The sequence below is a fragment of the Litchfieldella anticariensis FP35 = DSM 16096 genome, assembly GCF_000409775.1.
GTDB classification, from domain to species: Bacteria; Pseudomonadota; Gammaproteobacteria; order Pseudomonadales; family Halomonadaceae; genus Litchfieldella; species Litchfieldella anticariensis.
The window spans coordinates 25930-48920 of record NZ_KE332395.1 but is presented as its reverse complement, the minus strand read 5'-3'; the positions used below and the strand labels follow the sequence as shown (position 1 = coordinate 48920).

21 protein-coding genes and 1 riboswitch are annotated in these 22991 nt (G+C 60.0%); of the genes, 15 read left to right on the top strand and 6 right to left on the bottom strand.

Annotation, left to right across the window (positions count from 1 at the left end):
• Positions 1–26: 26 nt before the first annotated feature.
• Complete coding sequence (locus L861_RS21505) at positions 27–1157, top strand: hypothetical protein (protein ID WP_016418775.1); 1131 nt, start codon at positions 27–29, stop codon at positions 1155–1157.
• Between the two features lie 10 nt (positions 1158–1167).
• Here L861_RS21505 and L861_RS21500 read toward each other — a convergent pair whose 3' ends face one another.
• Positions 1168–1878, bottom strand: coding sequence for an LrgB family protein (locus tag L861_RS21500; RefSeq protein WP_016418774.1), 711 nt, complete (start codon positions 1876–1878; stop codon positions 1168–1170).
• A complete protein-coding gene (locus tag L861_RS21495; protein WP_016418773.1) occupies positions 1871–2263 on the bottom strand; it encodes a CidA/LrgA family protein in 393 nt (130 codons plus the stop codon). The genes L861_RS21500 and L861_RS21495 overlap by 8 nt, the downstream gene beginning before the upstream one ends.
• Positions 2264–2453: 190 nt before the next feature.
• Between L861_RS21495 and L861_RS21490 the strand changes: the two genes are divergently transcribed.
• Positions 2454–2915: an Hsp20/alpha crystallin family protein gene (locus L861_RS21490; RefSeq protein ID WP_016418772.1), complete on the top strand. Its 462-nt coding sequence runs from the start codon at positions 2454–2456 to the stop codon at positions 2913–2915.
• 20 nt (positions 2916–2935) lie between these two features.
• On the top strand, positions 2936–3325 hold the full coding sequence (locus L861_RS21485; RefSeq protein WP_027948140.1) for an Hsp20/alpha crystallin family protein: 390 nt from the start codon (positions 2936–2938) through the stop codon (positions 3323–3325).
• Between the two features lie 237 nt (positions 3326–3562).
• Here the strand turns inward: L861_RS21485 and L861_RS21480 are convergent, their stop codons facing one another.
• The gene (locus tag L861_RS21480) at positions 3563–4906 is read right to left on the bottom strand and encodes an IS1182 family transposase (protein WP_035569199.1); all 1344 of its coding nucleotides are present in this window, start codon (positions 4904–4906) and stop codon (positions 3563–3565) included.
• 221 nt (positions 4907–5127) lie between these two features.
• Between L861_RS21480 and L861_RS21475 the strand changes: the two genes are divergently transcribed.
• A complete protein-coding gene (locus tag L861_RS21475) occupies positions 5128–6180 on the top strand; it encodes a class I fructose-bisphosphate aldolase (protein ID WP_016418769.1) in 1053 nt (350 codons plus the stop codon).
• Positions 6181–6308: 128 nt separating this feature from the next.
• Here L861_RS21475 and tkt read toward each other — a convergent pair whose 3' ends face one another.
• The gene (tkt, locus tag L861_RS21470) at positions 6309–8318 is read right to left on the bottom strand and encodes a transketolase (protein ID WP_016418768.1); all 2010 of its coding nucleotides are present in this window, start codon (positions 8316–8318) and stop codon (positions 6309–6311) included.
• A gap of 345 nt (positions 8319–8663) precedes the next feature.
• Between tkt and metK the strand changes: the two genes are divergently transcribed.
• The 11 genes from metK to L861_RS21415 all read left to right on the top strand — a co-directional run bounded on the left by metK (position 8664) and on the right by L861_RS21415 (position 21977).
• Complete coding sequence (metK, locus tag L861_RS21465; protein WP_016418767.1) at positions 8664–9884, top strand: methionine adenosyltransferase; 1221 nt, start codon at positions 8664–8666, stop codon at positions 9882–9884.
• A gap of 136 nt (positions 9885–10020) precedes the next feature.
• Positions 10021–10112, top strand: a riboswitch (S-adenosyl-L-homocysteine riboswitch).
• A 16-nt stretch (positions 10113–10128) separates the two neighbouring features.
• Positions 10129–11538, top strand: coding sequence for an adenosylhomocysteinase (gene ahcY / locus L861_RS21460; protein ID WP_016418766.1), 1410 nt, complete (start codon positions 10129–10131; stop codon positions 11536–11538).
• Between the two features lie 146 nt (positions 11539–11684).
• Positions 11685–13229, top strand: a complete 1545-nt coding sequence (locus L861_RS21455; protein ID WP_016418765.1) for a phospholipase D-like domain-containing protein — start codon at positions 11685–11687, stop codon at positions 13227–13229.
• 508 nt (positions 13230–13737) lie between these two features.
• The gene (locus tag L861_RS21450) at positions 13738–14028 is read left to right on the top strand and encodes an NADH-quinone oxidoreductase subunit A (protein WP_236617192.1); all 291 of its coding nucleotides are present in this window, start codon (positions 13738–13740) and stop codon (positions 14026–14028) included.
• On the top strand, positions 14019–15320 hold the full coding sequence (locus tag L861_RS21445) for an NADH-quinone oxidoreductase subunit D-related protein (protein ID WP_016418763.1): 1302 nt from the start codon (positions 14019–14021) through the stop codon (positions 15318–15320). Before L861_RS21450 ends, L861_RS21445 begins: the two co-directional genes overlap by 10 nt.
• Entirely contained in the window at positions 15317–16246 is a 930-nt protein-coding gene (locus L861_RS21440) for a complex I subunit 1 family protein (RefSeq protein WP_016418762.1), read from the top strand. Before L861_RS21445 ends, L861_RS21440 begins: the two co-directional genes overlap by 4 nt.
• Before the next feature lie 9 nt (positions 16247–16255).
• Positions 16256–16879, top strand: a complete 624-nt coding sequence (locus L861_RS21435) for an NADH-quinone oxidoreductase subunit J family protein (protein WP_016418761.1) — start codon at positions 16256–16258, stop codon at positions 16877–16879.
• Positions 16851–17216 carry an NADH-quinone oxidoreductase subunit NuoK gene (gene nuoK / locus L861_RS21430; protein WP_236617191.1) on the top strand — a complete coding sequence of 122 codons (366 nt, stop codon included), beginning with the start codon at positions 16851–16853 and terminating at the stop codon, positions 17214–17216. Before L861_RS21435 ends, nuoK begins: the two co-directional genes overlap by 29 nt.
• The gene (locus tag L861_RS21425) at positions 17216–19081 is read left to right on the top strand and encodes an NADH-quinone oxidoreductase subunit 5 family protein (protein WP_016418759.1); all 1866 of its coding nucleotides are present in this window, start codon (positions 17216–17218) and stop codon (positions 19079–19081) included. The genes nuoK and L861_RS21425 overlap by 1 nt, the downstream gene beginning before the upstream one ends.
• The gene (locus L861_RS21420; RefSeq protein ID WP_016418758.1) at positions 19078–20565 is read left to right on the top strand and encodes a complex I subunit 4 family protein; all 1488 of its coding nucleotides are present in this window, start codon (positions 19078–19080) and stop codon (positions 20563–20565) included. The genes L861_RS21425 and L861_RS21420 overlap by 4 nt, the downstream gene beginning before the upstream one ends.
• The gene (locus L861_RS21415; protein ID WP_016418757.1) at positions 20565–21977 is read left to right on the top strand and encodes an NADH-quinone oxidoreductase subunit N; all 1413 of its coding nucleotides are present in this window, start codon (positions 20565–20567) and stop codon (positions 21975–21977) included. Before L861_RS21420 ends, L861_RS21415 begins: the two co-directional genes overlap by 1 nt.
• A 53-nt stretch (positions 21978–22030) precedes the next feature.
• Here L861_RS21415 and L861_RS21410 read toward each other — a convergent pair whose 3' ends face one another.
• Together L861_RS21410 and L861_RS21405 are read right to left on the bottom strand one after the other, a co-directional pair.
• A complete protein-coding gene (locus tag L861_RS21410) occupies positions 22031–22495 on the bottom strand; it encodes a hypothetical protein (protein WP_016418756.1) in 465 nt (154 codons plus the stop codon).
• 9 nt (positions 22496–22504) lie between these two features.
• The gene (locus L861_RS21405) at positions 22505–22975 is read right to left on the bottom strand and encodes a DUF6152 family protein (RefSeq protein WP_236617190.1); all 471 of its coding nucleotides are present in this window, start codon (positions 22973–22975) and stop codon (positions 22505–22507) included.
• Between the last annotated feature and the right edge of the window lie 16 nt (positions 22976–22991).

Here is a 22991-nt window from a genome sequence, read left to right as displayed (position 1 = left end):
TTCTTATATGATTCAAGGCATCACAAATGGCAGCCAATAAACCCCAGACACCGCGTCCCGATATTCGCCAGCCTCACCGGGCCGGAGATATCGAGACCTTTCCCGGTGGCAAGGTTAGCTACCTGTCGCCTGCTCCCCTGCCTACGGGATCGGCGCCAGTGGATTTCAATCAGGCCATCGGTGAGGTGAATGATGCCTATCTGGACTTCGGCGGGAGCATGCCGACGCCTTTTACTTGGCAGTTTACATTAGGGATTCCTTTTATTGGTTTTTTAATGATGGTTTTCCTTTTTCCTGCGATAGGGGGGGGGGCTCTGTGGCTTGTCAGTAAGGATGTTGAGTATTTCTTTGTGGGGTTTAATGGGGTTATTAATGAGGCCTTTGCGCCTGCTTTGGTCATCTGTACTTTGGCACTGATACTGGCCTTGGTGATCAAATGCCAGTACCACTTTAAGTTCCGCAAGGATGTCCCGACCCGCTTCCATCGCCAGCGCCGTGAAGTCGCTTATCAGCCTGGCGGGGGCAAGCCACCGATCATCGTGCCCTGGGAGAGCGTGGCGGCCTGGGTGACTCAGGCCCAAGGGGCGACCCAATATGGTGTTCAGCGCCAGTATGGGCTAGGCATCGGCTTTATCGATCCCGAGACCGAGCAGCAGCATTTCCTCGAATTGCCGCAGCCCGGGATGCCGTTGGCGATGGGGCTATGGGAATCGGTGCGCGCCTATATGGAGTACGAGGTACATACCCGCGAGGAGATCCAGGATCCGCACGGCCTGCAGCGCCCCGGGGATCCACCCTATGAGGGCGTGCATACCTTCCACAACGCCCGAGCGCGCCTGCATCGTCGCTACCGTGAGGGCGAGATCGGTCTGTTCAAGGTGACGATATGGTACCTGTGGCACATTCTCGACCTGTGGACGATTCCCTTTCATCTCGCCGAATGGGAAATCCGCGCCATCCAGAAGGCGGGGCGCAAGAGCCTGCCGGCGAGCCTCGATGAATGGTCACAGCCACCCCCCGAAGCACAATGGGCCAAGCCCAGCGAGGAGTTGAAGCGACTGTCCGCGAAGGTCAAGGCGTTGCACGAGCGGAACCTGCAGCGGCTCATCACCGAGGTCTTTGCCGAGGTTTACGAGCAGGAGAAACTGACGGCCTGACGCTCATCTCTCATAACCCCAACACCCGCCATGCCAGTGGCAGAAACAGCGCAGTAAAGATGCCGGTCAGGCTCATGCCTAGTGAGGCGAAAGCGCCGGCGGTGGGGCCGAGTTCGAAGGCGCGTACGGTTCCAATGGCGTGGCCGTTGACGCCGAGCACAAAGCCCAGCACCCGCTGATCGGTGATCTTCAGGTGTTTGGCCAGCAAGCCGACGCAAGTGGTGGCCATCACCCCGGTGATCAGTAGGCCGCCCATCATCAACGGAATGGAGCCGCCGATCTGCTCGGTGATACCGATGGCGATGGGGGCGGTGACCGATTTGGGTGCCAGCGATGCCAGTACTTGTGGGGATGCTCCGAATAACCAGGCCAGGGCGATGGAATAGAAGGCGGCCAGCGTGGCGGCGAGGGGCAGGCTGACCAGGATAGGTCGCCATAGCGCGCGGATATGGTGGAGCTGCTGGTATAGCGGTACGCCGAGTGCCACTGTGGCCGGGCCGAGAAGCAGTGTCAGCCACCCGGCACCGAGCCGGTAGTCGGCATAGTCGATGGCCAGCAGCCATAAGGTGGCGGCCGTCAGCAGGGCAGCGAGCAGCACCGGTGGGCACCAGCTTGGCCGACCGAGCCTTTCGAAGACCTTGAGGCTGGCAAGATAGGCGGCCAGGGTCAGGGCGATCGCCAGGATGGGGGTGCTTAGCAAGTGGTCGCGCAATTCACTCATGAGGATGTCCCGCCCTGTTCGTCGACTCCTCGCTGGATTGGGCAGCCTTGGGCATGAAACGCAGCATGAGCCATAGCGTGGTCAAGACGCTGAGCAAGGTGCCGACAATCAGGGCGACCGCGATCGCCAGCCAGTGACCGGCAAACTCATCGGCAATGAAGAAGACTCCCACCACACCGGGCATGATCAGCATCGCCAGCAGGCGGATCAGCGACTGGCTGGCAATGGCGATATCGTCATTCAGCCGCCCACGTACCATCAGCCAGACGGTGATCAGCAACATGCCGGCCACCCCGTTGGAAATGGGCAGCGCCAGAAGCGTCACCAGAGTATCGCCGAGTATCAGGAAGCCGAGTAGCCACAGGAAGCCGCGCAGTATCGACATGATCGTCCTTGTCGTGAACTGTAAAAGGCAGTGCGGTCCCATGGTTTCAGTGCCAGAACAGGGCCTTGAAAATCGCCGTAGTGTACCTATTTCTGTGGTACGGGACCTGGGTGAGCGAGAGGCTCAAGGTACCGCGGTTCGGGGTGACCCGCAAAATAGATGACCTGTTATAGCGTAGGAGGTGTTCGATATGTTCGGAGATCTCAGGCGTTTCAATACAAATCAGTCCCAAGGCATGGACTGGTTCCAACAGTTTCTGGATGAGTTCTTTCCGGAGTCCTGGGCGGCGGATATCCGCTCGGTCCCGCGTGGCAGTTTCCCGATGATCAACGTCGGTCGTACCGACGACGCGATTCGCGTCTATGTCTTTGCGGCTGGTTTGTCCACTTCCGATCTCGAAGTCAACGTTCAGGACAATGTGCTGACGCTGAGAGGCAAGCGTGAGGTGCAACTGCCCAAAGCGGAGGGGGAAGAAAGACGCCCCTATTTCCGTCGCGAGCGGTTCAGTGGCGAGTTTGCGCGTTCCATCGCGTTGCCCGACGGGCTGGATGTCGACCGTGCTGAAGCGCATTTCCGCAATGGTGTCTTCGAGATCTTGCTGCCCAAGCGCGAGGAACTCAAGCCACGGCGTATCGAGATTCAGGCAGCGTGAGAGTGAGGAGGTGAATGGTCATGAACGATGTCACCAAGCGTGAAGCGTCCCGTGAAGTTGCCACTCGTGAACGGCAAGACAGTGCCTTGTTGCCACTGGTGGACATCTACGAGGAGGACAATGCGCTGCATATCCTTGCCGACATGCCTGGCGTGACGCGTGAGGGGTTGAGTATCGAGGTGGACAACAACGTACTCAGCCTGGAGGGCGAAATCCAGATCGACATGCCGGAAGGCATTGCCGCGACCTATGCGGAGGTTCGTGCTCAACGGTATGCGCGTCGCTTCACGCTGAGTCATGAGATCGATACTGAGGCCATCGAAGCGCGGGTCGATAGTGGCGTGCTGCATCTGGTGCTGCCCAAGAAGGAGACTCACCGCAGCCGTCGTATCGAAGTGCGAGCGGCTTGATGCAGAATGCTGAGTTCCTCTCCATCAGGCGCCCTTCCCCATGGAAGGGCGTCAGACTGCTGACGAACCCCGCATTTTTTGCGGGGTTTGTGTTTCTACGCTCGCGTTCTTTGCTCGCGACGGAAGGGAGCGCTACAACACGATTTATCTCTCGAGAGGCAGAAAATGGCGCTCTCAAGCGAGTATGGGGCTTCCTGAAGGTGTCGCTGGAAGGAAAATTCGACGACCGGGCCCCTCTCAGGCCGCCAAGGCCATTTTCTTGAGGTTCTGCGCTGCCGCACAGAGCAAGGCCTGCTCTCGCATTCCAGCGATTCCCCGCATGCGAGCATAGCGGTACCCATGGAGTTGCTTGGCATCTGCGAAGCTGCGCTCCACCGTCTCCTTGCGGCGCTCGTAAATTCGTTTGCCTACCGGCTCCAGCCGGCGGCTCCCCACCCGCTCCTTGGCGTCTTCCCAGACGTGGCGAGTCACCGTCTTGCGGTAGTGCTCTCTGCGTGTGCAAGTCGCTAGGCGTGGGCACTCCCGGCACCAGACCGGGTCCGAGTGGTAATGACGATAGCCTTCCCGGTTGGTAGTCGCATAACGCAGCGTCTGGCCTTCTGGACAGCGGTAACCGTCCTGATCGGCGTCATACACGAAGAGGCGTTTCGGCATCATGCCTTTCGGCTTGCTGGGCCGACAATAACCGATCACACCGTAAAGTTGGCGCTTCTCCAACCCTTGGCAAATCGCGGCGGTAAAGTAACCGGCGTCCAGCCCAACGGCGGCCACATCGAATCCAAAGCGTCGGCGTTGGCGATCCAGCCGCTCCAGGTAGGGCACGCTGTCGTGCACGCTCGCGGGCGTGATGTGCACATCGGTGATGATGGCGTGCCTGCCATCCACCGTTCGGTGATCCAGGTAGAAAAACCCCTTGGGCTTGCCCTCCCGCACCATGTAGCCGCTGTCGGGATCGGTATCACTGATCTTCTTGGCGGTGGGCTCGGGTTCCGCCTCTCGACGAGGCGGCAGCGGCTTTTTTCCGTGAGCCTCCCGATCGGCGACCACCGCCTCTTCCAGCTCTGCCAGATAGGCCTGCGGTGTCGTCTCCACCTCCTGCATCGTGAAACGACGGCGATTGGCATTGGCCTTGATGTGGGTGCTGTCGGTGTACAGGACACGACCGCCCACCAGGCCCTGTTGCATCGCCTGCTCCACCACATGATCGAACAGTCGCTGCGCGATATCGCTGTCACGGAACCGCCGGCGCCGGTTCTGGCTGAAGGTCGAGGCGTCCGGCACCTTGTCGGTCAGACGCAAGCCCAGGAACCAGCGATAGGCCACGTTCACCTGAAGCTCGCGGACGAGCTGGCGCTCGCTGCGAATGCCGAACAGGTAGCCGATGAACAGCGCCTTGAACAGGAGAACGGGATCCAGCGCGGGGCGACCGTTGTCCTCGCAGTACAAGTGACGGGTCTCGTCGCGGATAAAGGAGAAGTCGATGATGGCATCGATGCGCCGGAGCAGATGATCGGAAGGCACCAGCTCTTCCAGCGTGACCATCTCCAGCTCGTGTTGGGTAGGACCGGGATCTTTTAGCATTCCCTAATAACAACAAAGTCCTGGCCGAAGGGCCAGGACTTTGTCAGCAATCTGGCGCCCTTCCCCATGGAAGGGCGTCTTTCTTTTGTGGTATGGCTAGTAGAGCCGGGGTTGGCTGCCGAAGCGTGGAGGGGCATCATGAGCACGATCTTCCTCTACGCTTGGAAGAGTACATCCTGCATTTGGAAGAGTAGACACTATCTCAAGGAGAGGACGCGACGATGAAGGACATTGAACAACTGCTGGGCGAGGAGGCTGATAGCCTGCTTGGTCACACCTGTAGCGGGTTCCGCCGAGAAGACCTGTACCTGCCAGGCCCGGACTTCGTGGACCGGGTGATGGCCGACAGCGATCGTACCCCTCATGTGCTACGCAATATGCAGAGCCTGTTCAATCATGGCCGACTGGCCGGTACCGGCTATCTGAGCATTCTGCCTGTGGACCAGGGGATCGAGCACTCGGCGGGAGCCTCGTTCGCGCCGAATCCGATCTATTTCGACCCCAAGAATATCGTCGAGCTGGCCGTCGAGGGTGGTTGCAACTGCGTGGCGTCGACCCTGGGAGTACTGTCGTCGGTGGCGCGGCGCTATGCCCATAAGATCCCGATGATGCTCAAGCTCAACCACAACGAGACGCTGACCTATCCGGCCATCTACGACCAGACCTTGTTCGCCCAGGTAGAGCAGGCCCACGAGATGGGTTGCGTAGCCGTGGGGGCGACCATCTACTTCGGCTCCCAGGAGAGCCGTCGCCAGATCATGGAGATCAGCGAAGCCTTCGAGCGTGCCCATGAGCTGGGCATGGTCACCGTGCTGTGGGCCTATCTGCGCAATTCGGATTTCAAGAAGGACGGCACCGACTATCACGTTGCCTCGGACCTCACCGGCCAGGCCATTCATTTGGCGGCGACCATCAAGGCCGATATCGTCAAACAGAAGCTGGCCGAGAACAACGGCGGTTACCGGGCAGTTGGCTTTGGGCACACCCATGACAAGGTCTACGACGAGTTGACCTCGGATCATCCCATCGACCTGGCCCGCTATCAGGTGGCCAACTGCTATATGGGCCGCGCCGGGCTGATCAACTCGGGTGGTGGCTCCAAGGGGCATTCCGATCTTGGCGAGGCCGTGCGTACCGCGGTGATCAACAAGCGCGCCGGTGGCATGGGGCTGATCTCCGGGCGTAAGGCGTTCCAGAAGCCGATGACGGAAGGGGTGGAATTGCTGAACGCGATACAGGATGTGTACCTGTCGCCGGATGTGACGATCGCCTAGATTTTGTCCGAAAACTGCCATCGCTCGACGACTTTTCGTACAAAAGCCTGAGGAAAGGTTGGCAGAGAAGAGAGCAATGAAAAAGGGCACGGCGCGAGCCGTGCCCTTGTCATTTCCGTACGTGACGCTTACTTGGCCAGCAGTTCTTCGGCCTGCTCCACGACATTGTCGATGGTGAAGCCGAAGTGCTTGAACAGGTCGCCGCCCGGCGCCGACTCGCCGAAGCCGTCCATGCCGACGATGCGCCCATTGAGGCCCACGTACTTGTACCAGTAGGCGAAGTGGCTGGCCTCGATAGCCAGGCGCTTGGTCACACCGGCCGGCAGCACCGATTCCCGGTAGCTGGCGGGCTGGGCATCGAAGGTGTCGGTGGAGGGCATCGACACCACGCGCACCGCCTTGCCTCGGGATTCGAGCTCGACGGCAGCATCCATCGCCAGGCCGACCTCGGAGCCGGTGGCGATCAGGATCAGCTCGGGTGTCACCACGTTGTCCTTGAGGATGCTCTCTTTCAATACGTACCCACCACGCTCGATCTCGCCCAACTGCTGCTGGGTGCGCGCCTGGTGCGGCAGGGTCTGGCGCGACAGCACCAGCGCGGTGGGCGCGCCATGACGCTTGAGCGCCGCGTCCCAGGCAGCGGCGGTCTCCACCGCATCGGCCGGGCGCCAGGTCGACAGGTTGGGAGTGCTGCGCAGCGCCCCCAGCTGCTCGATCGGCTGGTGGGTGGGGCCGTCCTCGCCGAGCCCGATGGAGTCATGGGTGAACACGTAGATCACCTGGCGGTTCATCAACGCCGCCATGCGCACCGCGTTGTGCATGTACTCCATGAAGGTCAGGAAGGTCGCCCCGTAGGGAATGAAGCCGCCATGCGCGCTGATGCCGTTCATGATCGCGCCCATGCCGAACTCGCGTACCCCGTAATGCAGGTAGTTGCCGCTGGGCTCGGAAGCGCTGATCGCCTTGGCGCCCTTCCAGAAGGTCAGGTTGGACGGCGCCAGGTCGGCACTGCCGCCGAGCAACTCGGGCAACTGCGGGCCGAGGGCATTGAGACAGCCCAGCGACGCCTTGCGCGACGCGACGCTCTCGGCGTTGGCCTGGGCTTGCTCGATCAGCGCCTCGCTGGTGAGATCCACCGGCAACTCGCCCTTCAAGCGGCGCTGCAGCTCCTTGGCCTCGGCCGGATAGGCCTCGGCATAACGCGCCAGGCGCGCCTCCCAGTCGGCCTCCCGCTTCGCGCCCAGTTCGCGCGCGTCCCAGCCCTGGTAGATGGCCTCCGGCACATGGAAGGGCGCATGCGGCCAGTCGAGCTGCCCGCGCGCCGCGGCCACCTCGTCCTCGCCCAAGGCCGCGCCGTGGCACTCCTCCTTGCCCTGCTTGTTGGGCGCGCCGAAGCCGATGATGGTGCGGCACACGATCAGGCTCGGCTTGTCGTCGTGTTGACGCGCCAGCTCGATGGCCGCCTTGACCTCGTCGGGCTGGTGACCGTCGACATTGGGCACCACGTGCCAGCCATAGGCCTCGAAACGCTTGGCGGTATCGTCGGTGAACCAACCCTCGACCTCGCCATCGATGGAGATGCCGTTGTCGTCATAGAACACCACCAGCTTACCCAGCCCCTGCATGCCGGCCAGCGAGCTCACCTCATGCGAGATGCCCTCCATCAGGCAGCCGTCGCCGACGAAGCAATAGGTGTAATGATCGATGATCTCGTGACCGGGGCGGTTGAACTGCGCCGCCAGGGCACGCTCGGCGATGGCCATGCCCACCGCGTTGGCCAGGCCCTGACCCAGCGGGCCGGTGGTGGTCTCGACCCCCGGGGTATAGCCCAGCTCCGGATGGCCGGGAGTGCGCGAATGCAACTGGCGGAAGTGCTGCAGGTCCTCGAGGCCCAGCTCGTAGCCGGTCAGGTGCAGCAGCGAATAGAGCAGCATCGAACCGTGACCGTTGGAGAGCACGAAACGGTCGCGGTTGGCCCAATGGGGATTGGACGGGTTGTGGGACAGGTAATCGTTCCACAGTACCTCGGCGATGTCGGCCATGCCCATGGGGGCACCGGGATGGCCGGAATTGGCCTTCTGCACGGCATCCATGGACAGGGCGCGAATGGCGTTGGCCAGTTCGAAACGGGACGGCATGGGGTAGCTCCTCGCCTGCGGCAAATAAGCATAACGCCGGCAAACCACAGTCTTGACTGCAATCGACCGGCATCCGATAGCTGGGTGACGCCGCTCGAGGGACGGCGCGGGTGAATCAGGGCGCTTATTGTCGCCGAGATGCGATCATCCATCAAATCGTATGTCATCCCGGTTCAGGCACGGAATAGGCGGCAAGGGATAGCATCACGATTCGGTCAACAGTAAATTTCTAGGAACGAGGCAAACCAAGGTGTAAACTCTTGCCCCCAAATCGGCGGCAACGCCCAGCCGGGTTTCGTCGAGCACTGCATCAAGCGTTTTTTTACAGAGAGGGTCGAGGACGCGATGAGCGAATACTCCCTGTTTACTTCCGAGTCCGTTTCCGAAGGGCACCCGGACAAGATTGCCGATCAAATCTCCGATGCGGTGCTGGACGCCATCATCGCGCGTGACAAGCAGGCACGCGTCGCCTGTGAAACGATGGTCAAGACCGGTGTGGCCATCGTTGCCGGTGAGATCACCACCGCGGCCTGGATCGACCTGGAAGAGTTGGTGCGTCAGGTGATCATGGATATCGGCTATACCTCGTCCGACGTGGGGTTCGACGGCGAGACGTGTGGCGTGCTCAACCTGATCGGCAAACAGAGCGTGGACATCGCCCAGGGCGTTGACCGCAGTAAGCCCGAGGATCAGGGAGCTGGCGACCAAGGCTTGATGTTCGGCTATGCTACCAACGAGACCGAATCCTACATGCCGGCGCCGATCCATTATGCGCATCGCCTGGTCGAGCGTCAGGCTGAACTGCGCAAGAACGGGATGCTGCCCTGGTTGCGTCCGGACGCCAAGAGCCAGGTGACCTTCCGCTATGGCGACGACGGCAAGCCTTGCGCCGTGGATGCCGTGGTGCTGTCGACCCAACACGACCCGGATGTCGACCCGGAAGATCTACGCAAGATGGTCAAGCGCGAGATCATTGAGCATGTGCTGCCGAGCGAGTGGCTGACCGAGACCACGCAGTATCACATCAACCCGACCGGCAAGTTCGTGATCGGTGGTCCTGTGGGCGACTGTGGCTTGACCGGGCGCAAGATCATCGTCGACACCTATGGCGGCATGGCCCGCCATGGCGGCGGTGCCTTCTCCGGCAAGGACCCATCCAAGGTCGACCGCAGTGCCGCCTATGCCGGCCGCTACGTGGCCAAGAACATCGTTGCCGCGGGCTTGGCCGACAAGTGTGAGATCCAGGTCTCCTACGCTATCGGTGTCGCCGAGCCGACCTCTATGTCGGTTGACACCTTCGGTACCGGCAAGGTCAGCGACGCTCGTATCATCGAACTGGTGCGCGAGCATTTCGACCTGCGTCCGCATGCCATCACCCGCATGCTCGACCTGCTGCATCCCATGTACCGCCTCACGGCGGCCTACGGCCACTTTGGTCGTGAGCCCTTCGAGACCACCTATACGTGGAAGGATGTCAGTGGTGAGGAACACACCGAGACTTTCCTCGCCTTCCCGTGGGAGCAGACCGACAAGGCCGAAGCTCTGCGCGACGCCGCCGACCTCTGAGTTCCCATGCGAATCGTCGATATCAACGCCCTGCTATGCGGGGCGTTGATGTTTTCAGGCTGGCGAAAACGCAACGTTGATTGAAAAACCGCTTGAGCTGTAGTGAACTGCGAAGAACTCGGTTGTTCTGTTGCTGCTGTCCGAGGGGCGCTGCAGCACCCGGTGACGATCGTAGACGGGTGCGAGGCTCGGACAGACGCTGTGCATAGGCAACGGCGCCCATTCCCCGGAATGGAGTAGAACGATGAGCCAACTGGCTTCCGCTGACACGACCCCCCAGGATTACAAGGTCGCCGATATCACCCTGGCCGATTGGGGCCGCCGTGAGATCCGCATCGCTGAAACCGAGATGCCGGCATTGATGAAGATCCGTGAGAAATATCGCCAGCAGCAGCCGCTGGCGGGTGCGCGAATCGCCGGCTGTATCCATATGACCATTCAGACCGCGGTGCTGATCGAGACATTGATCGAGCTTGGCGCCAGCGTACGCTGGTCGTCGTGCAATATCTTTTCGACCCAGGATCATGCCGCTGCCGCCATTGCTGCCGCCGGTATTCCGGTGTTCGCCTGGAAGGGCGAGACCGAAGAAGAGTTCTGGTGGTGTATCGAGCAGACCGTTGCAGGCCCTGATGAATGGACACCCAACATGGTGCTCGACGATGGTGGTGACCTGACCGCGCTGCTGCATGACAAGCGCCCTGAGCTGCTTGCCAACATCCACGGTATCTCCGAAGAGACCACCACCGGCGTGCACCGCCTGCAGGAGATGCTGCGCGACAGCAAGCTCAAGGTGCCGGCCATCAATGTCAACGACGCAGTGACCAAGTCGAAGAATGACAACAAGTATGGCTGTCGCCACAGTCTTAACGATGCGATCAAGCGTGGCCTCGACCATCTGATGGCTGGCAAGCAGGCGTTGGTGGTGGGATACGGCGATGTCGGTAAAGGCTCGGCCGCCTCGCTGCGCCAGGAAGGCATGATCGTCAAGGTCAGTGAGATCGACCCGATCTGTGCCATGCAGGCGTGCATGGACGGCTACGAGGTGGTGTCCCCCTACGTTGATGGCATCAACAAGGGCATCGATAGCATCGATCGTGAATTGTTGGGCAAGATCGACCTGGTGGTAACCGCCACCGGCAACATCAATGCCTGTGATGCCCCGATGCTCAAGGCGCTCAAGAAGGGGGCGGTGGTGTGTAATATCGGCCACTTCGACAGCGAGATCGATACTGCCTACATGCGTCGCCAATGGCATTGGGAAGAGGTCAAGCCTCAGGTCCACAAGGTCTATCGCGATAGCGATCCGGACGAGTACGACCCCAAGAGCGACGACTACCTCTTATTGCTCTCCGAAGGCCGTCTGGTGAATCTGGGTAATGCCACCGGTCACCCCTCACGGATCATGGATGGCTCCTTCGCCAACCAGGTGTTGGCGCAGATCCACCTCTATGAGCGCCGTTTCGCTGAGCTGAGCGATGACGACAAGGCCGGTGGACTTTCGGTTAGCGTGCTGCCCAAGCACCTCGATGAAGAGGTGGCCCGCTACATGGTCGAGGGCTTCGGGGGTGTCGTCACGCGGATGACCGAGGCTCAGTCCGAGTATACCGGTGTGCCGGTGGAGGGGCCGTATAAGCCGGACGAATATCGTTATTGAGGTATATACTGATAGTCACTCGGAACGCCGCCGTGAGGCGGCGTTTCTATACCCCCGAACTACCGACTCCGCGATAGCGAAGCCAGTGCCTCCGGAGATGGCACGATTTATCATTCTAATAACATGAATTCGATATAAGGCAGACCGTGACTGCTGACAAGAGACTCCTACTGGCATTGGCCGGCGCTTTGCTGCTGGACGGCTGTGCGACGATCGAGGTCCCCAGGACATTCTCGACAGCCTTGGATCGTGATATCGCGCAGGCTACCTATCTAGGGGCCTGGGTTCAGCAGGCCACCGAGAAATACGCGGGGTTGAGCGGTCTGAGGCTGATAACAGAGGGACCGGAAGCGTTTGCTTTGCGTACTGCGCTGGCGGATCAGGCGCAAGCAACTCTCGATGTGCAGACGTATCTCCTGGCGGATGACCGGGTCGGGCGAGCGATGTTGAAGCGGATGTTGAATGCCGCGCAACGTGGCATTCGGGTGCGTCTGCTGATCGATGACATGACCAGTGTCGGTAAACAGGAAATGTTGGCTGCTTTTGACAGTCAGCCAAATGTCGAGGTACGCGTCTTCAATCCGGTTCCCGCAGGACGAGACAACTGGCCGGGTTACTTGCTGGCATTGGCCGCCGACTTCGATCAGCGACATCGACGCATGCACAACAAGTTGTGGTTGGCGGATGGTGTGGTAGGTATTACCGGTGGGCGCAACCTGAGCGACGCCTATTTTGAGGTTGCTCCAGGCGACGTCAATTTCAATGACCTCGATGTCATGGCGATCGGCCCGGTGGTGAATGTGCTCTCGGACAGCTTCGACGACTACTGGAACCACCCCATGGCAGTGCCGCTGCAGTACTTCGAACAGGCCCCGCCAACGGCTTGGCGCGATCTGCTTGTGGCGTTCAGCGCCGATGCGCGCCAGAAAGATGCGCTATCGACACGGCCATCGGCCCAGCGCTTCGTCGGTGAGGCTGGTCAGGCCCTATTGGCATCGTTGGAATGGGCACCCGCTATCGCGCTGTGGGATCGGCCGGAAAAGCTCGATTCTCAGGGCTACCCTGAACTGGAACTGACACTGCTAGGCCAGTTGGACAATGCCTTTCAGAATCTGGACCAGCGACTGTTGATCATATCGCCATACGTCGTGCCGACCCCAGCCAGTATCCACTATTACGAGGCACTGACCGAACGGGGAATCAGGCTGACAATCCTCACCAATTCCTTGGAATCGACGGATCAGCCCTCGCTGCACGGTGCCTACATGCCATGGCGGCCAACTCTATTATCCCATGGTGCGCGTTTGTTCGAGCTGCGCACTAGCCTGCCGACAGAAAATGGACCACATACCTCCGGTGAGATTTCGGGGATGCATACCAAGGCCATCGCCTTCGATGACGAACGAGCCTTTATCGGGACGATGAACGCCGATCCTCGTTCGGTGTGGTGGAACAGTGAAGTCGGGTTGCTGATCGATAGCCCTGCACTTGTTCAACAACTCTGGTCGTTGGCGGAGCAGGGCATGTCGCTCCAACGCAGTTACGAGGTGATATTGACTAACGATGGAAAGTTGGCCTGGCGTGCGGAAGTGGCGGGGCGTAACGTGACGCTGGAGGAAGAGCCTGGCAGTGCCTGGCGCAAGATCAAGGCCTGGCTTCCTAGGTTGCTTAACGTTGAACATCTGCTCTGATTTTTCTCTCCTAAATAGCGTGTCATCTAGCAATAGATATTGATAATTCCATCTTGGGTACAACATCAATATGCTTATTTTCATGTCATGTTTTAGGGCAAAATATCTTTGATGTATGAAGTGATTTTTTAATGTTTTTCTTTAATCTGTGGTTATATACATGGCTGTAGAATGATCTCGGTCTCGTTTTCTGGTGTTCTCTGTTTTCCTTGAATAAGAAGTCTTTTGTTTTTCTTGGTTGCTATTGGCTTGTGATTTTATATCAGCCAATTAGTGGGTTGATGTAAAAATATGTACCCATCGCTTGCTCAGATTTTTCAAGCCATCTAGCCTTGAGAATAGATTTCTTTGGTAGGTTTTTCATGTGAGGAAATGCTTTTAGGCTGCATTTTGCAGCGATTGGCAGAAATGTAACTTGTCTTTCGATGCGACAGCGGTGCGAGGGATTCGCATGGAGCTGCTCACACTCTTCATTATTTTGCTATTTGCTCTCGGGGCAGGATGGCTCGTGCAATGGCTGCCTCAGCGTCATTCTTCGATGCCGACCTATCCACAGCGTGCCCCCTTCTTGGGGGGAGGTTCACCGGATACCCACGCTTGGAACCGCTATCACGTCCGCTATTACCCCATGACCTTGCTGCTCATCGCCTTCGAGATGGAGATGATGTTCATGTATCCATGGGCAGTGGTCTATGTCGAGGAAGGGCTGAAGGCGGTCATGGAGATGGGCATGTTCCTCGCCATTCTCTCGGTGGGTATCGTCTATGCCTGGCGCGAGGGAGTGTTCAAATGGCAGTGAGCTGGCTGCACCGCCTGGCAGGGCTCACGCCGGTTCCGGTGTTCCCAGCGCTTGGTATGGGAGGCGATGTCGTACTGCGTCGTCTGGCGCAAGCGACGAATATCGAACTGGTTGGTTCGCCACGCCACGCCAGCGTACTGTTGGTGGCTGGCGGTGTGCAGCCCGATCTGCTCGAGGCGCTGCGCCGGGTCCACGATCAGTTGCCTTGGCCTTCCTCCTCGCTGTGGTTTCGCTGTGAACCGCTTCCCGAACTGGAAGATGCCACGCGTATCGATGATATCGAGGCACTACCGGGGGCGTTGGCTGCTATCCATCGTGAGTTGCTGCTGCAGCGCCGAGGCAGTTCACCGCGCCTGCTGCCGGACAATCCTCCCAATCCTTGGGAGGGGCTGGGCGATGACGGCCATGGTGGCGAGGGCATGATGGGGGGCGTTCCCTACGGCCGACCCATGGCCATGAACATGCACGACGACATTCGCGATGGGCTGACGCTCGATTCGCTGACCTTTCGTATAGGCCCGTTTTTCCCCGCCTTTCCGCCTGGCATGAGTGCAGAGGTGACCGTGCAGGGCGATCTGGTCCAGAGTTGGACCACGCAATCTCTTCCCCATCTCGTGGCACTCGACCCGGTATTCCATGACGCGCGACAACGATCGGTCCCCATCGCCCGGCTCGAACTCGCGCGGGTACGTTACCACCTTCACCGCTTGTTCCATGGTCTGCGCTTGGCTGGGTGGGAGTCCGCCGCCTTGCATGTCCTGCACTTGGCCATGCGCTTGACCAGTGACTCGCGAGCCGATGCGCTGCGTCGCCGCCTGGAGCGCTATGGCTTCTTTTACCTGGCCGCCTTGGATGGTGGCGTGCTCGAGGTGGAGCAAGCGCGCCGGGTTGGTGGCCCGGCGAGTCGTGCCGCTGGGCTCGATGATGATTTGCGCAGTGAAGATGCCAACTACCAACGCTTAGGGTTCTCGCCGGTATTTCACAACGCTGGCGATACCCGAGCACGCTGGCAGCAGATCCTGGCAGAAATCGAGCAGTCATTGCAGTTGGCGAAGCAAGCTGCCCGGGAAGATCTTCATACTCAAAATAGCGTTGCCATCGAGACACCTCGAGGCCCTTGGTCCGATGAGCGGTGCCCGACAGATGCCAGCCGATTGCTTGACGAGATCATCCCCGGACTGGAGTGGGATAGTGCATTAGCAACCATCGCTAGCCTGGATATTGCTGCGCTCTCGGATTGGCCCTTGGTTGAGGACAAGCCGCTGACAAGGAGCGAGGAGCGTTCGTCATGATCCTGAACGAGATGGTTCTGCCAATCATCGTCGTTCTTGCGGTGTTGGTGGGTGGAGCCTATTCGGTCGCGGTCATGGACCGCGTGATCGCTACCCGCCTCGGGGCTCCGCGAGCGGGCAACCCCTGGCTGTCTCCATTGACACGCGGTGCCTGGTTATTGGTTCAGCAGGCCAATGTTACCGAGGCCCCCGATGGGCGGGCCTGGCGGCTAGCGCCGGCGCTCTATCTGGCCTTGGCCGCAACGGGCCTGGCGTTGGTGCCCTGGTCGGAGACGTTGGTGGCGACCGATTTAGCCACCAGTGTGGTGTTATGGGGCAGTGTGGAAGCGTTGGCCACGGTGGTGATCTTTCTGCACGGCTGGTCGGCCAATGCACCGTTGGCCTTGATTGGCGCCTATCGTTATGTCGCCTTGGGGCTTTCCTACCTGCTGATCAGCATGTTCGTGCTGATCGGCGTGGCGCTACCCGCCGAGTCGTTGCAGCTCACGCAAGTCGTGATGTCGCAGGAGGGCTTGTGGAATGTCGTGCGTCAGCCGCTGGGGTTGCCGTTGTTCCTGGTCGTCGGTTTGGGCATGACGTTTTGGGGGCCGCTCAACCTCGCCGACTCAACGGATCTGGCCGGCGGAACCGCCAGTGAAGTCTCGGGACCGCCACGGCTGGTCTGGGATGTCGCCCGTGCAGCGATGCTGGTGGCCTTCAGTGGCATTGCGGCAAGTGCTTTTCTAGGAGGTTGGCTAGGACCCTGGCTATCGGGACCGTTGTGGATGGTCGTGAAAATGCTGGCTGTGCTCGCCGTGTTGCTGTGGCTCGGTCGTGTCGTGCCTCGTGTTGCGCCGGAGCGCTGTGTGACGGGGATGTGGGTGGTACTGCTGCCACTGGCGTTTGTCGACCTGATATGGGCGGGCGTCGCGGCGCTCTGGCAGTGAGGAATGGTCATGAATCACGGAATCCTTGTCGATATTGCTTTCCTGCTGTTGGCCGTCCTGGCGGTGGTCTCGGGATGGCGGGTATTCCGCACCGATTCGATGGTGAGGGCCTCGTTCTTTCTATTGCTGTCGTTCATCGCCGTGGGCGCGATCATGCTGCTGCTGGCTGCTGAATACCTGGGAGTGGCGATGTTCTTCATGATGGGTGTGGAGATGATGGTCATGGCGCTGTTCATGGTCATGTTCATGATGAACCCGGCGGGTCTGAATCCCATGGTGATGGTCCACCAGCACCGTATCTCGATGGGGGCTGGCGTGACCGCTTTCCTGGTGCTGGGCTTAATGGCACTGCTGACCCGCTTTCCCAACCGGCCGCTACCGGCCGGCCTCGAACCGGTGGCGTCTCTGGGGCATGAGATGCTCGGTGGCTCGATGCTGATTTTCGAATCGGCCGCCGTCGTGCTGCTCGCCACGATGATCGGTGTGGTGGTGCTATCGAGCCATCGTGGGCGATATGGTGCCGCGAACGAAGGCTCGTTACCACCAGGGCTGGCGCCTGGTGGCGATCCGGCGGGCAAGCCCAAGGAGGACCAGGATGGTGGCCATGAGCACCACCATCATCACCATCACTAGGCAGGCACTACTTGCACGCAAGGAGGTGTGGATGACGCTGGTGACATTATTGCTGTTGGCCGCCGCATTGATAGGCATCGGCTTGTACGGTGCGTTGTCTCAGCAATCCTTCGTCATGCTGATGATGGGACTGGAACTGATGCTCAATGGTGTGATGCTCGCCGCCGTGGCGTTCTGGGCCTTGAGCGGGGCAGGCGCGCCGGAGGGGCAGTTGCTGACCATCATTGTCATGGCGGTAATGGCCATTGAGATGGCCATGGGCTTCGCACTGGTCGTCGCGGTCTATCGCGGCAAACAGGCCGACATGACCGAAGCATTGAGCGAGTTGAAGCAGTAATGCTGTGGTCGGTGCCGCTGTTGCCGTTGTTGTGTGCGTTGCTCGTCTATGTGTATGGACGATGGTGTCGTCGTGCCGTGCTGATATTGAGTGCGGTAGGAGGCGTCATTGTCGCCCTGGTGTTGGCGGCGGTGGCGATAATGAACGACTGGGGTGGCAGCTACCGCTGGAGCGAAGCGCTGGTCCTGACGCTGAAGTTATCCACACCCGGTATGCTGTTCACGTTGGCGGTGCCGTTGATTGCGCTACCCATCGTCGTCTATTCCGGGTACCACGAGTTGCCTCGGAATACGGGGCGTGAGGGTGTCGGAGGCAATGGCGCCCGACTAGTGGCACTGATAGTGGCCTTCATCGGTGCCATGCAGTTGCTGGTATTGGCGGGTGACCTCTTAACCTTGCTGATCGCTTGGGAGTTGGTTGGGGCCTGCTCCTGGGCGTTGATCTCCCACCATTGGGGAGAGCGCGATATTCCACGCGATGCCGCGACGGCGTTCCTGGTCACCCGGCTCGGCGATCTTGGATTGTATATCGCTGCAGCGGCGGTTTTCGCCGGCACCGGCAGTTTCGGCTATACGGCGCTGGGTGTACTCGACGGTGGCCTGCTGCAGGTGGCAGCGGCCGGCATCATACTAGCGGCGGCGGCCAAGTCGGCGCAGATCCCGTTCTCATTCTGGTTGTTTGCGGCGATGTCGGGGCCGGTGTCGGTATCGGCACTACTGCATGCGGCGACCATGGTGGCCGCGGGTATCTATCTGCTTGCGCGCTTGCAGCCGGAACTGGCCGCTGTTGTCTGGTTCATGCCATTGACCGTCACCATTGGTCTGGCCACGGCACTGGCCGGCGGCGTGGTTGCCACCTTCCAAGGGCATGCCAAGAAGCTGTTGGCAGCATCGACCTCGGCGCAGTACGGGTTGATGTGGGTGGCGATCGGAGCCGGTTTTCCCGGTGTGGCTCTGTTGCATTTCATCGCCCACGCCTGTCTGAAGGCGGGCATGTTTCTCTCGGCAGGCTTGGCCGAGCGTCATGCCGGTAGCTATAGGTTGGCCGATATGCGCCTAGGCCGTCGTATGCCGCGCGTAGCGGTCATCACGTTGGTCTCGAGTCTGGCACTAGCGGGAATATTTCCGCTGGGGGCGGCTTGGAGCAAGGAGCAGGTCGTATCCGCCGCCAGTCATCAGTCGCTATGGCTGGCCTTGCTCGTGGCCGTTGCCGGGTGCCTGAGTGCGTTATATGCCACGCGCTTTCAACTGCTGGCGTATGGCTGGCATGAGCGCGATGGGTTGCTTGGTTCTCGCATTTCTTCGGTGCCCGAACTAGGGGCGCTGGCTGCGTTGACTCTGGCTACCTTGGGGCTCTCGCTGTGGTGGTCGCCGTCAGCGCATCAGGCGGTCATCGAGCCACTAGGCCTCTCTTTGCCTTCCGGTCATCTCTGGCTGTTGGCGCTTTCTCTGGGCTTGGCCGTATTGGGCATCGTCGCTGGAGCGAGCATGGTGCGTGGTGAGCGTTCGACGATACCGCATGGCTGGCAGGTCCATGCCGGGGAATGGTTCGGCTTGCCGAAGCTGGCACAAGGAGCGGCCGCCACCACGTTGACATTCGGCATGTCTTTGGCACGTTTCGATGATCATGTCGTTGATGCCGGGCTGCGTGGCACGGCCCGCTGTGCCCGGTGGTTGGCAAGATGGAATGCGAGTCGTGCTGAGTGGCTGGCCGAGGGCGTGCCGGGAGGACTGTCGCGTCTGACTAAATGGGGTGGGCAATGGGCCCGTCAGGCTCAGAGCGGTCAGATGCATCACTACTACAGCGGTATCGTGGTCGGCTTCGGGCTCATTGTCGTGATTCTATTGCTAGGAGCCTACCTGTGATTCTAAGCACTGCTCTCGCCTTGCCCTTACTTGGCGCCATTGCACTTGTCGGTACCCCGCACATAAGTGCGTTGCAGGCCCGTCGAGTCGCTGCGGGGTTTGCTTCATTGTCGCTATTGGCGCTGGTCGTGGCATGGATGGGATTCGATCCGGCTGGCTCCTTGTTCCAGCATGTTGACGAGGTGAACTGGGTGCCGTCCCTGGGTATGGCCTATCGCGTCGGTGTGGATGGCATCGCATTGGTCGTGGCGACGATGAGCGCTCTGCTGTTCGTCGCGGCAATCCTCTATCCGTTCGATGCCGGTGACCAACCGCGTCAGTACTACGCGTGGCTGCTGTTCTTGCAAACCATGTCACTAGGCGTGTTCCTGGCGCTGGATCTGTTGCTGTTCTACGTATTCTTCGACCTGACCCTGGTGGGCATGTTCTTTCTGATCGGGCGTTGGGGCCACGGGGAAGCGCAGACCGCGGCGCTCAAGTTCTTTCTGTACACCTTTGCTGGTTCGCTATTGCTGTTGCTCGGGATCATCGGGCTCTACCTGTCGCTCGACACTCCGACGTTCGACATGCGCGTGCTCATCGAGCAACAGCCCTTGGCGGGAACTGGCCTTTATGCCGGGTTGATATTCCTGGGACTAATGCTAGGGCTGGCGATCAAGACGCCGTTGGTGCCGTTGCATACCTGGTTGCCTCCGGCTCACGTCGATGCGCCGGGGCCGGCTTCGGCCATCCTTGCTGGGGTGCTGCTCAAGATGGGGACCTACGGCATGATTCGCCTGCCATTTGCGATGATGCATGTCACCTTCGCTCACTATGCACTGCCCATCGCCATTATCGCGCTGGTGGCGATTCTCTACGGTGCACTGGTGGCGCTGGGTCAGAAAAATCTCAAGCGACGTATCGCTTATACCTCGATCAATCACATGGGCTATACGGTGTTAGGTATTGCGGTTGCCGCGGCGCTGGTGAGTGATAACCAGGCAGCGCGCCAACTGGCGTTGACCGGTGCAACGGTAGAGATGGTCGCGCACGGTTTGATCACCGGGGCATTATTCCTGATTTCTGGATCGTTCTGGCAACGTACTGGCGAATATGATCTGGACCACTACGGTGGTCTGGCCCATCAGGCGCCACTTTTGACCGGTTTCACGGTGCTGGCAGCCTTCGCCAGCCTGGGCATGCCGGGCCTGGCTGGCTTCGTTGCAGAATTCCAGGTGTTTACCGGCACCTTCGCGGTCTATCCATGGCTGGCGGTGCTCGGCATCATCGGTATTCTGATTACCGCTGCCTTGTTTCTGGACATGCTACGCCGCTTGTTCTTCGGCCGATTGCCATCGCATCTTGGCGAATTCCCCGAATTGGGCCGAGCCGAGTGGGGTGTTCTCGCCGTATTGGCATTGGGCATCGTGGTGATTGGCGTTTCTCCACGCTTCCTGCTCACCCTCATTGAGGCATCATCCTCGGTGCTGGTGGGAGGTCGCTGATGCCAGTCGGTGACCTGCTTCCCGAAATCGTCATTTTGGTCGGCGCGGTGATCGTCGTATTGTTCACGGCGTTTGCGCCACAACAGCGCCAGGATTGGGCTGCCGGTTTGACGCTGGTCATCCTGGGCGTGGCCTCCGTCTTGTCCCTGATGCAGTGGCAGCAGGCTCCTGGGCTGACCTTTTCTGGTGTCTGGGCGCTGGATGCCCCGGCGATCGTTGCCAAATTATTGATATTGCTGAGCGGAATGGTGGTCGTACTGCTATCGCCGGATTGGATGCATAGTGATCGCCGGCACGGTGAGTACTACGCGCTATGTCTGTTCACGCTGCTTGGCGTGATCATGATGGCATCGGCGAGCGACACCATGGAGCTGGTGTTAGGGGTGTTGCTTTCCTCGGCCTCCAGCTATCCACTAGTGGCCTTTCACCGCGCCTGGCCCCCGGCGCTGGAAGCGGGGATGAAGTATTTCCTGGTCGGCGCCTTGACCAATGCATTGCTGACGATCGGCGTGGTGGTATTGTTCGGTCTGGTCGGCGATACCGATTACCAGCACATGGCTGAGGCACTTGGTGAGAGTGGCGATGGGGCTCCGCTGGCATTGAGTATCGCCACTGCCTGCATCGTGGTCGGCCTGAGCTTCAAGTTGGCGGCGTTCCCTGCGCATGTCTGGATGCCTGACGTTGCCCAGGCGGCGCCGGCACCGGTTGCCGCGTTGTTGACCGTTGCTCCCAAGGTTGGCGCGGCGGTAGCGCTGGCGCGTTTCGTTTCTCTACTACCGGCGAGTCAGATCTGGCCGGCCATTGTGGCGCTGATAGCGGTGGTCACCATGACCTTGGGCAATCTGGCGGCATTACGTCAGACCGACGTCAGGCGCCTGCTTGGCTGGTCATCGGTATCGCAGTCGGGCTATACGCTGATGGCAGTGGTGGTGGTCGGTATCGCGCCACAGGCACTGAGGGCGCTGTTGGCCTTCCTCGTGGCTTATGCCTTGGCCAATCTTGCGGCGTTCAGCGTGGTGACGCACCTGCGTGGACGCACCGAACTTGACGACTATCGCGGTCTGGCATGTCGACAACCCCTCGCCGCCATCGTGCTGATCGTGGCAATGCTGTCATTGGTAGGCATTCCGCCTTTGGCTGGCTTCTTCGGCAAGTTCCTGCTCTTCGAGGTGACCATCGATGCCGGCTACCCTTGGCTGGCGGTGGTCGCCGCGATCAATACGCTCGTCTCTCTGTACTACTACCTGCGGGTGGTGGCGGTGATGATCTTCAAGACATCGCAAGGCGAGACGCATGTGCTGGGGCTGTGGTCTCGGCTGGCAATGCTGATCAGCATCATGTTGCTGGTGGTGGCGAGCCTGGGGGTGGAAGGAGGCCTGGCAGTGATGCAATCCATACGGTTTGCGGACTAGATCGAATTGGTATGGGATGGCCACAAGAGGTCGTCCATGGCTGTGACGAGCCTTCAGTCAGCGACGAAACCGAGAAAGCGCCCGGCGATCACGATGGCTGGCCACAGCAGCAGGGAAATGCCGCCGGCGATGCGCAGACGCAATGCTGAGGCGCTTGCCAGTCCTGAGCCGAGATTGAGTACCAAAGCGTTGGTTATCGCCAGAGCGATCAGGCTTAGCTTGATCAGGAATAGCGGCTGTGCGGCATATTCGGTGGCCCGGCCGATGAATAGCAATGGCCCGGTAGCAAGCACCAGCAGCAACCCAGTGATCGCGGCACTCTGTAGCAAACGGGCCAACGGCTCGAGGGAAATGTTGCGCCACCATCCCAGCAGGCGTAGATCAAGCGGTACGATGGCGCCTACTAGCAGGGCAATTCCCAGCACATGCAGCGTATTGACCGATGCATAACCCCAGCGCGAGACCCGCATCCATTGGGCTAGCGATGACTGCTCGAACAGCGATAACAGTGCCTCCATCGCCGTGGGTCAAACCCGATCGGGATACAGCGTGTATTCGTTGTCGCCGATCCAGAGCCTGACAGCTTTCAGCCGTTTTTCGTCCTGGTTGGCCGATGGGGCGCCGAGTACACGGATGTCGACACCTTCGGCCAGATCGCCCTCCTTGAGCCCCGCCCGTTCATTGCGCCAGGGTTGGCCCACCTCCACGGTCCAGGCCGTGCCATCGACATCCAGTGTGAGCCTGCCATGCGGATTACCCAGGCTCGCTTCGGTGATGGTTCCGGTAAGTTCGATGTTTTCGCCGGTGGTCCAACTCCAACCATGATGGGCGAATGCGGCGGAGGGTGCATAGCCGAGAAGCAGTAGGCAAAGTGCTGCAAGCAGCAATAGGCGATGCTGGATGATGATCATGTCGGCGGCCTCGCATGGTTCGTTAGCCTTCATTCCTAGGCTAGTCTTGGTCGCTGTGCCTGCAAGCGGATCACGCTGTGTCGTCATCGAAACGTCATCGTAT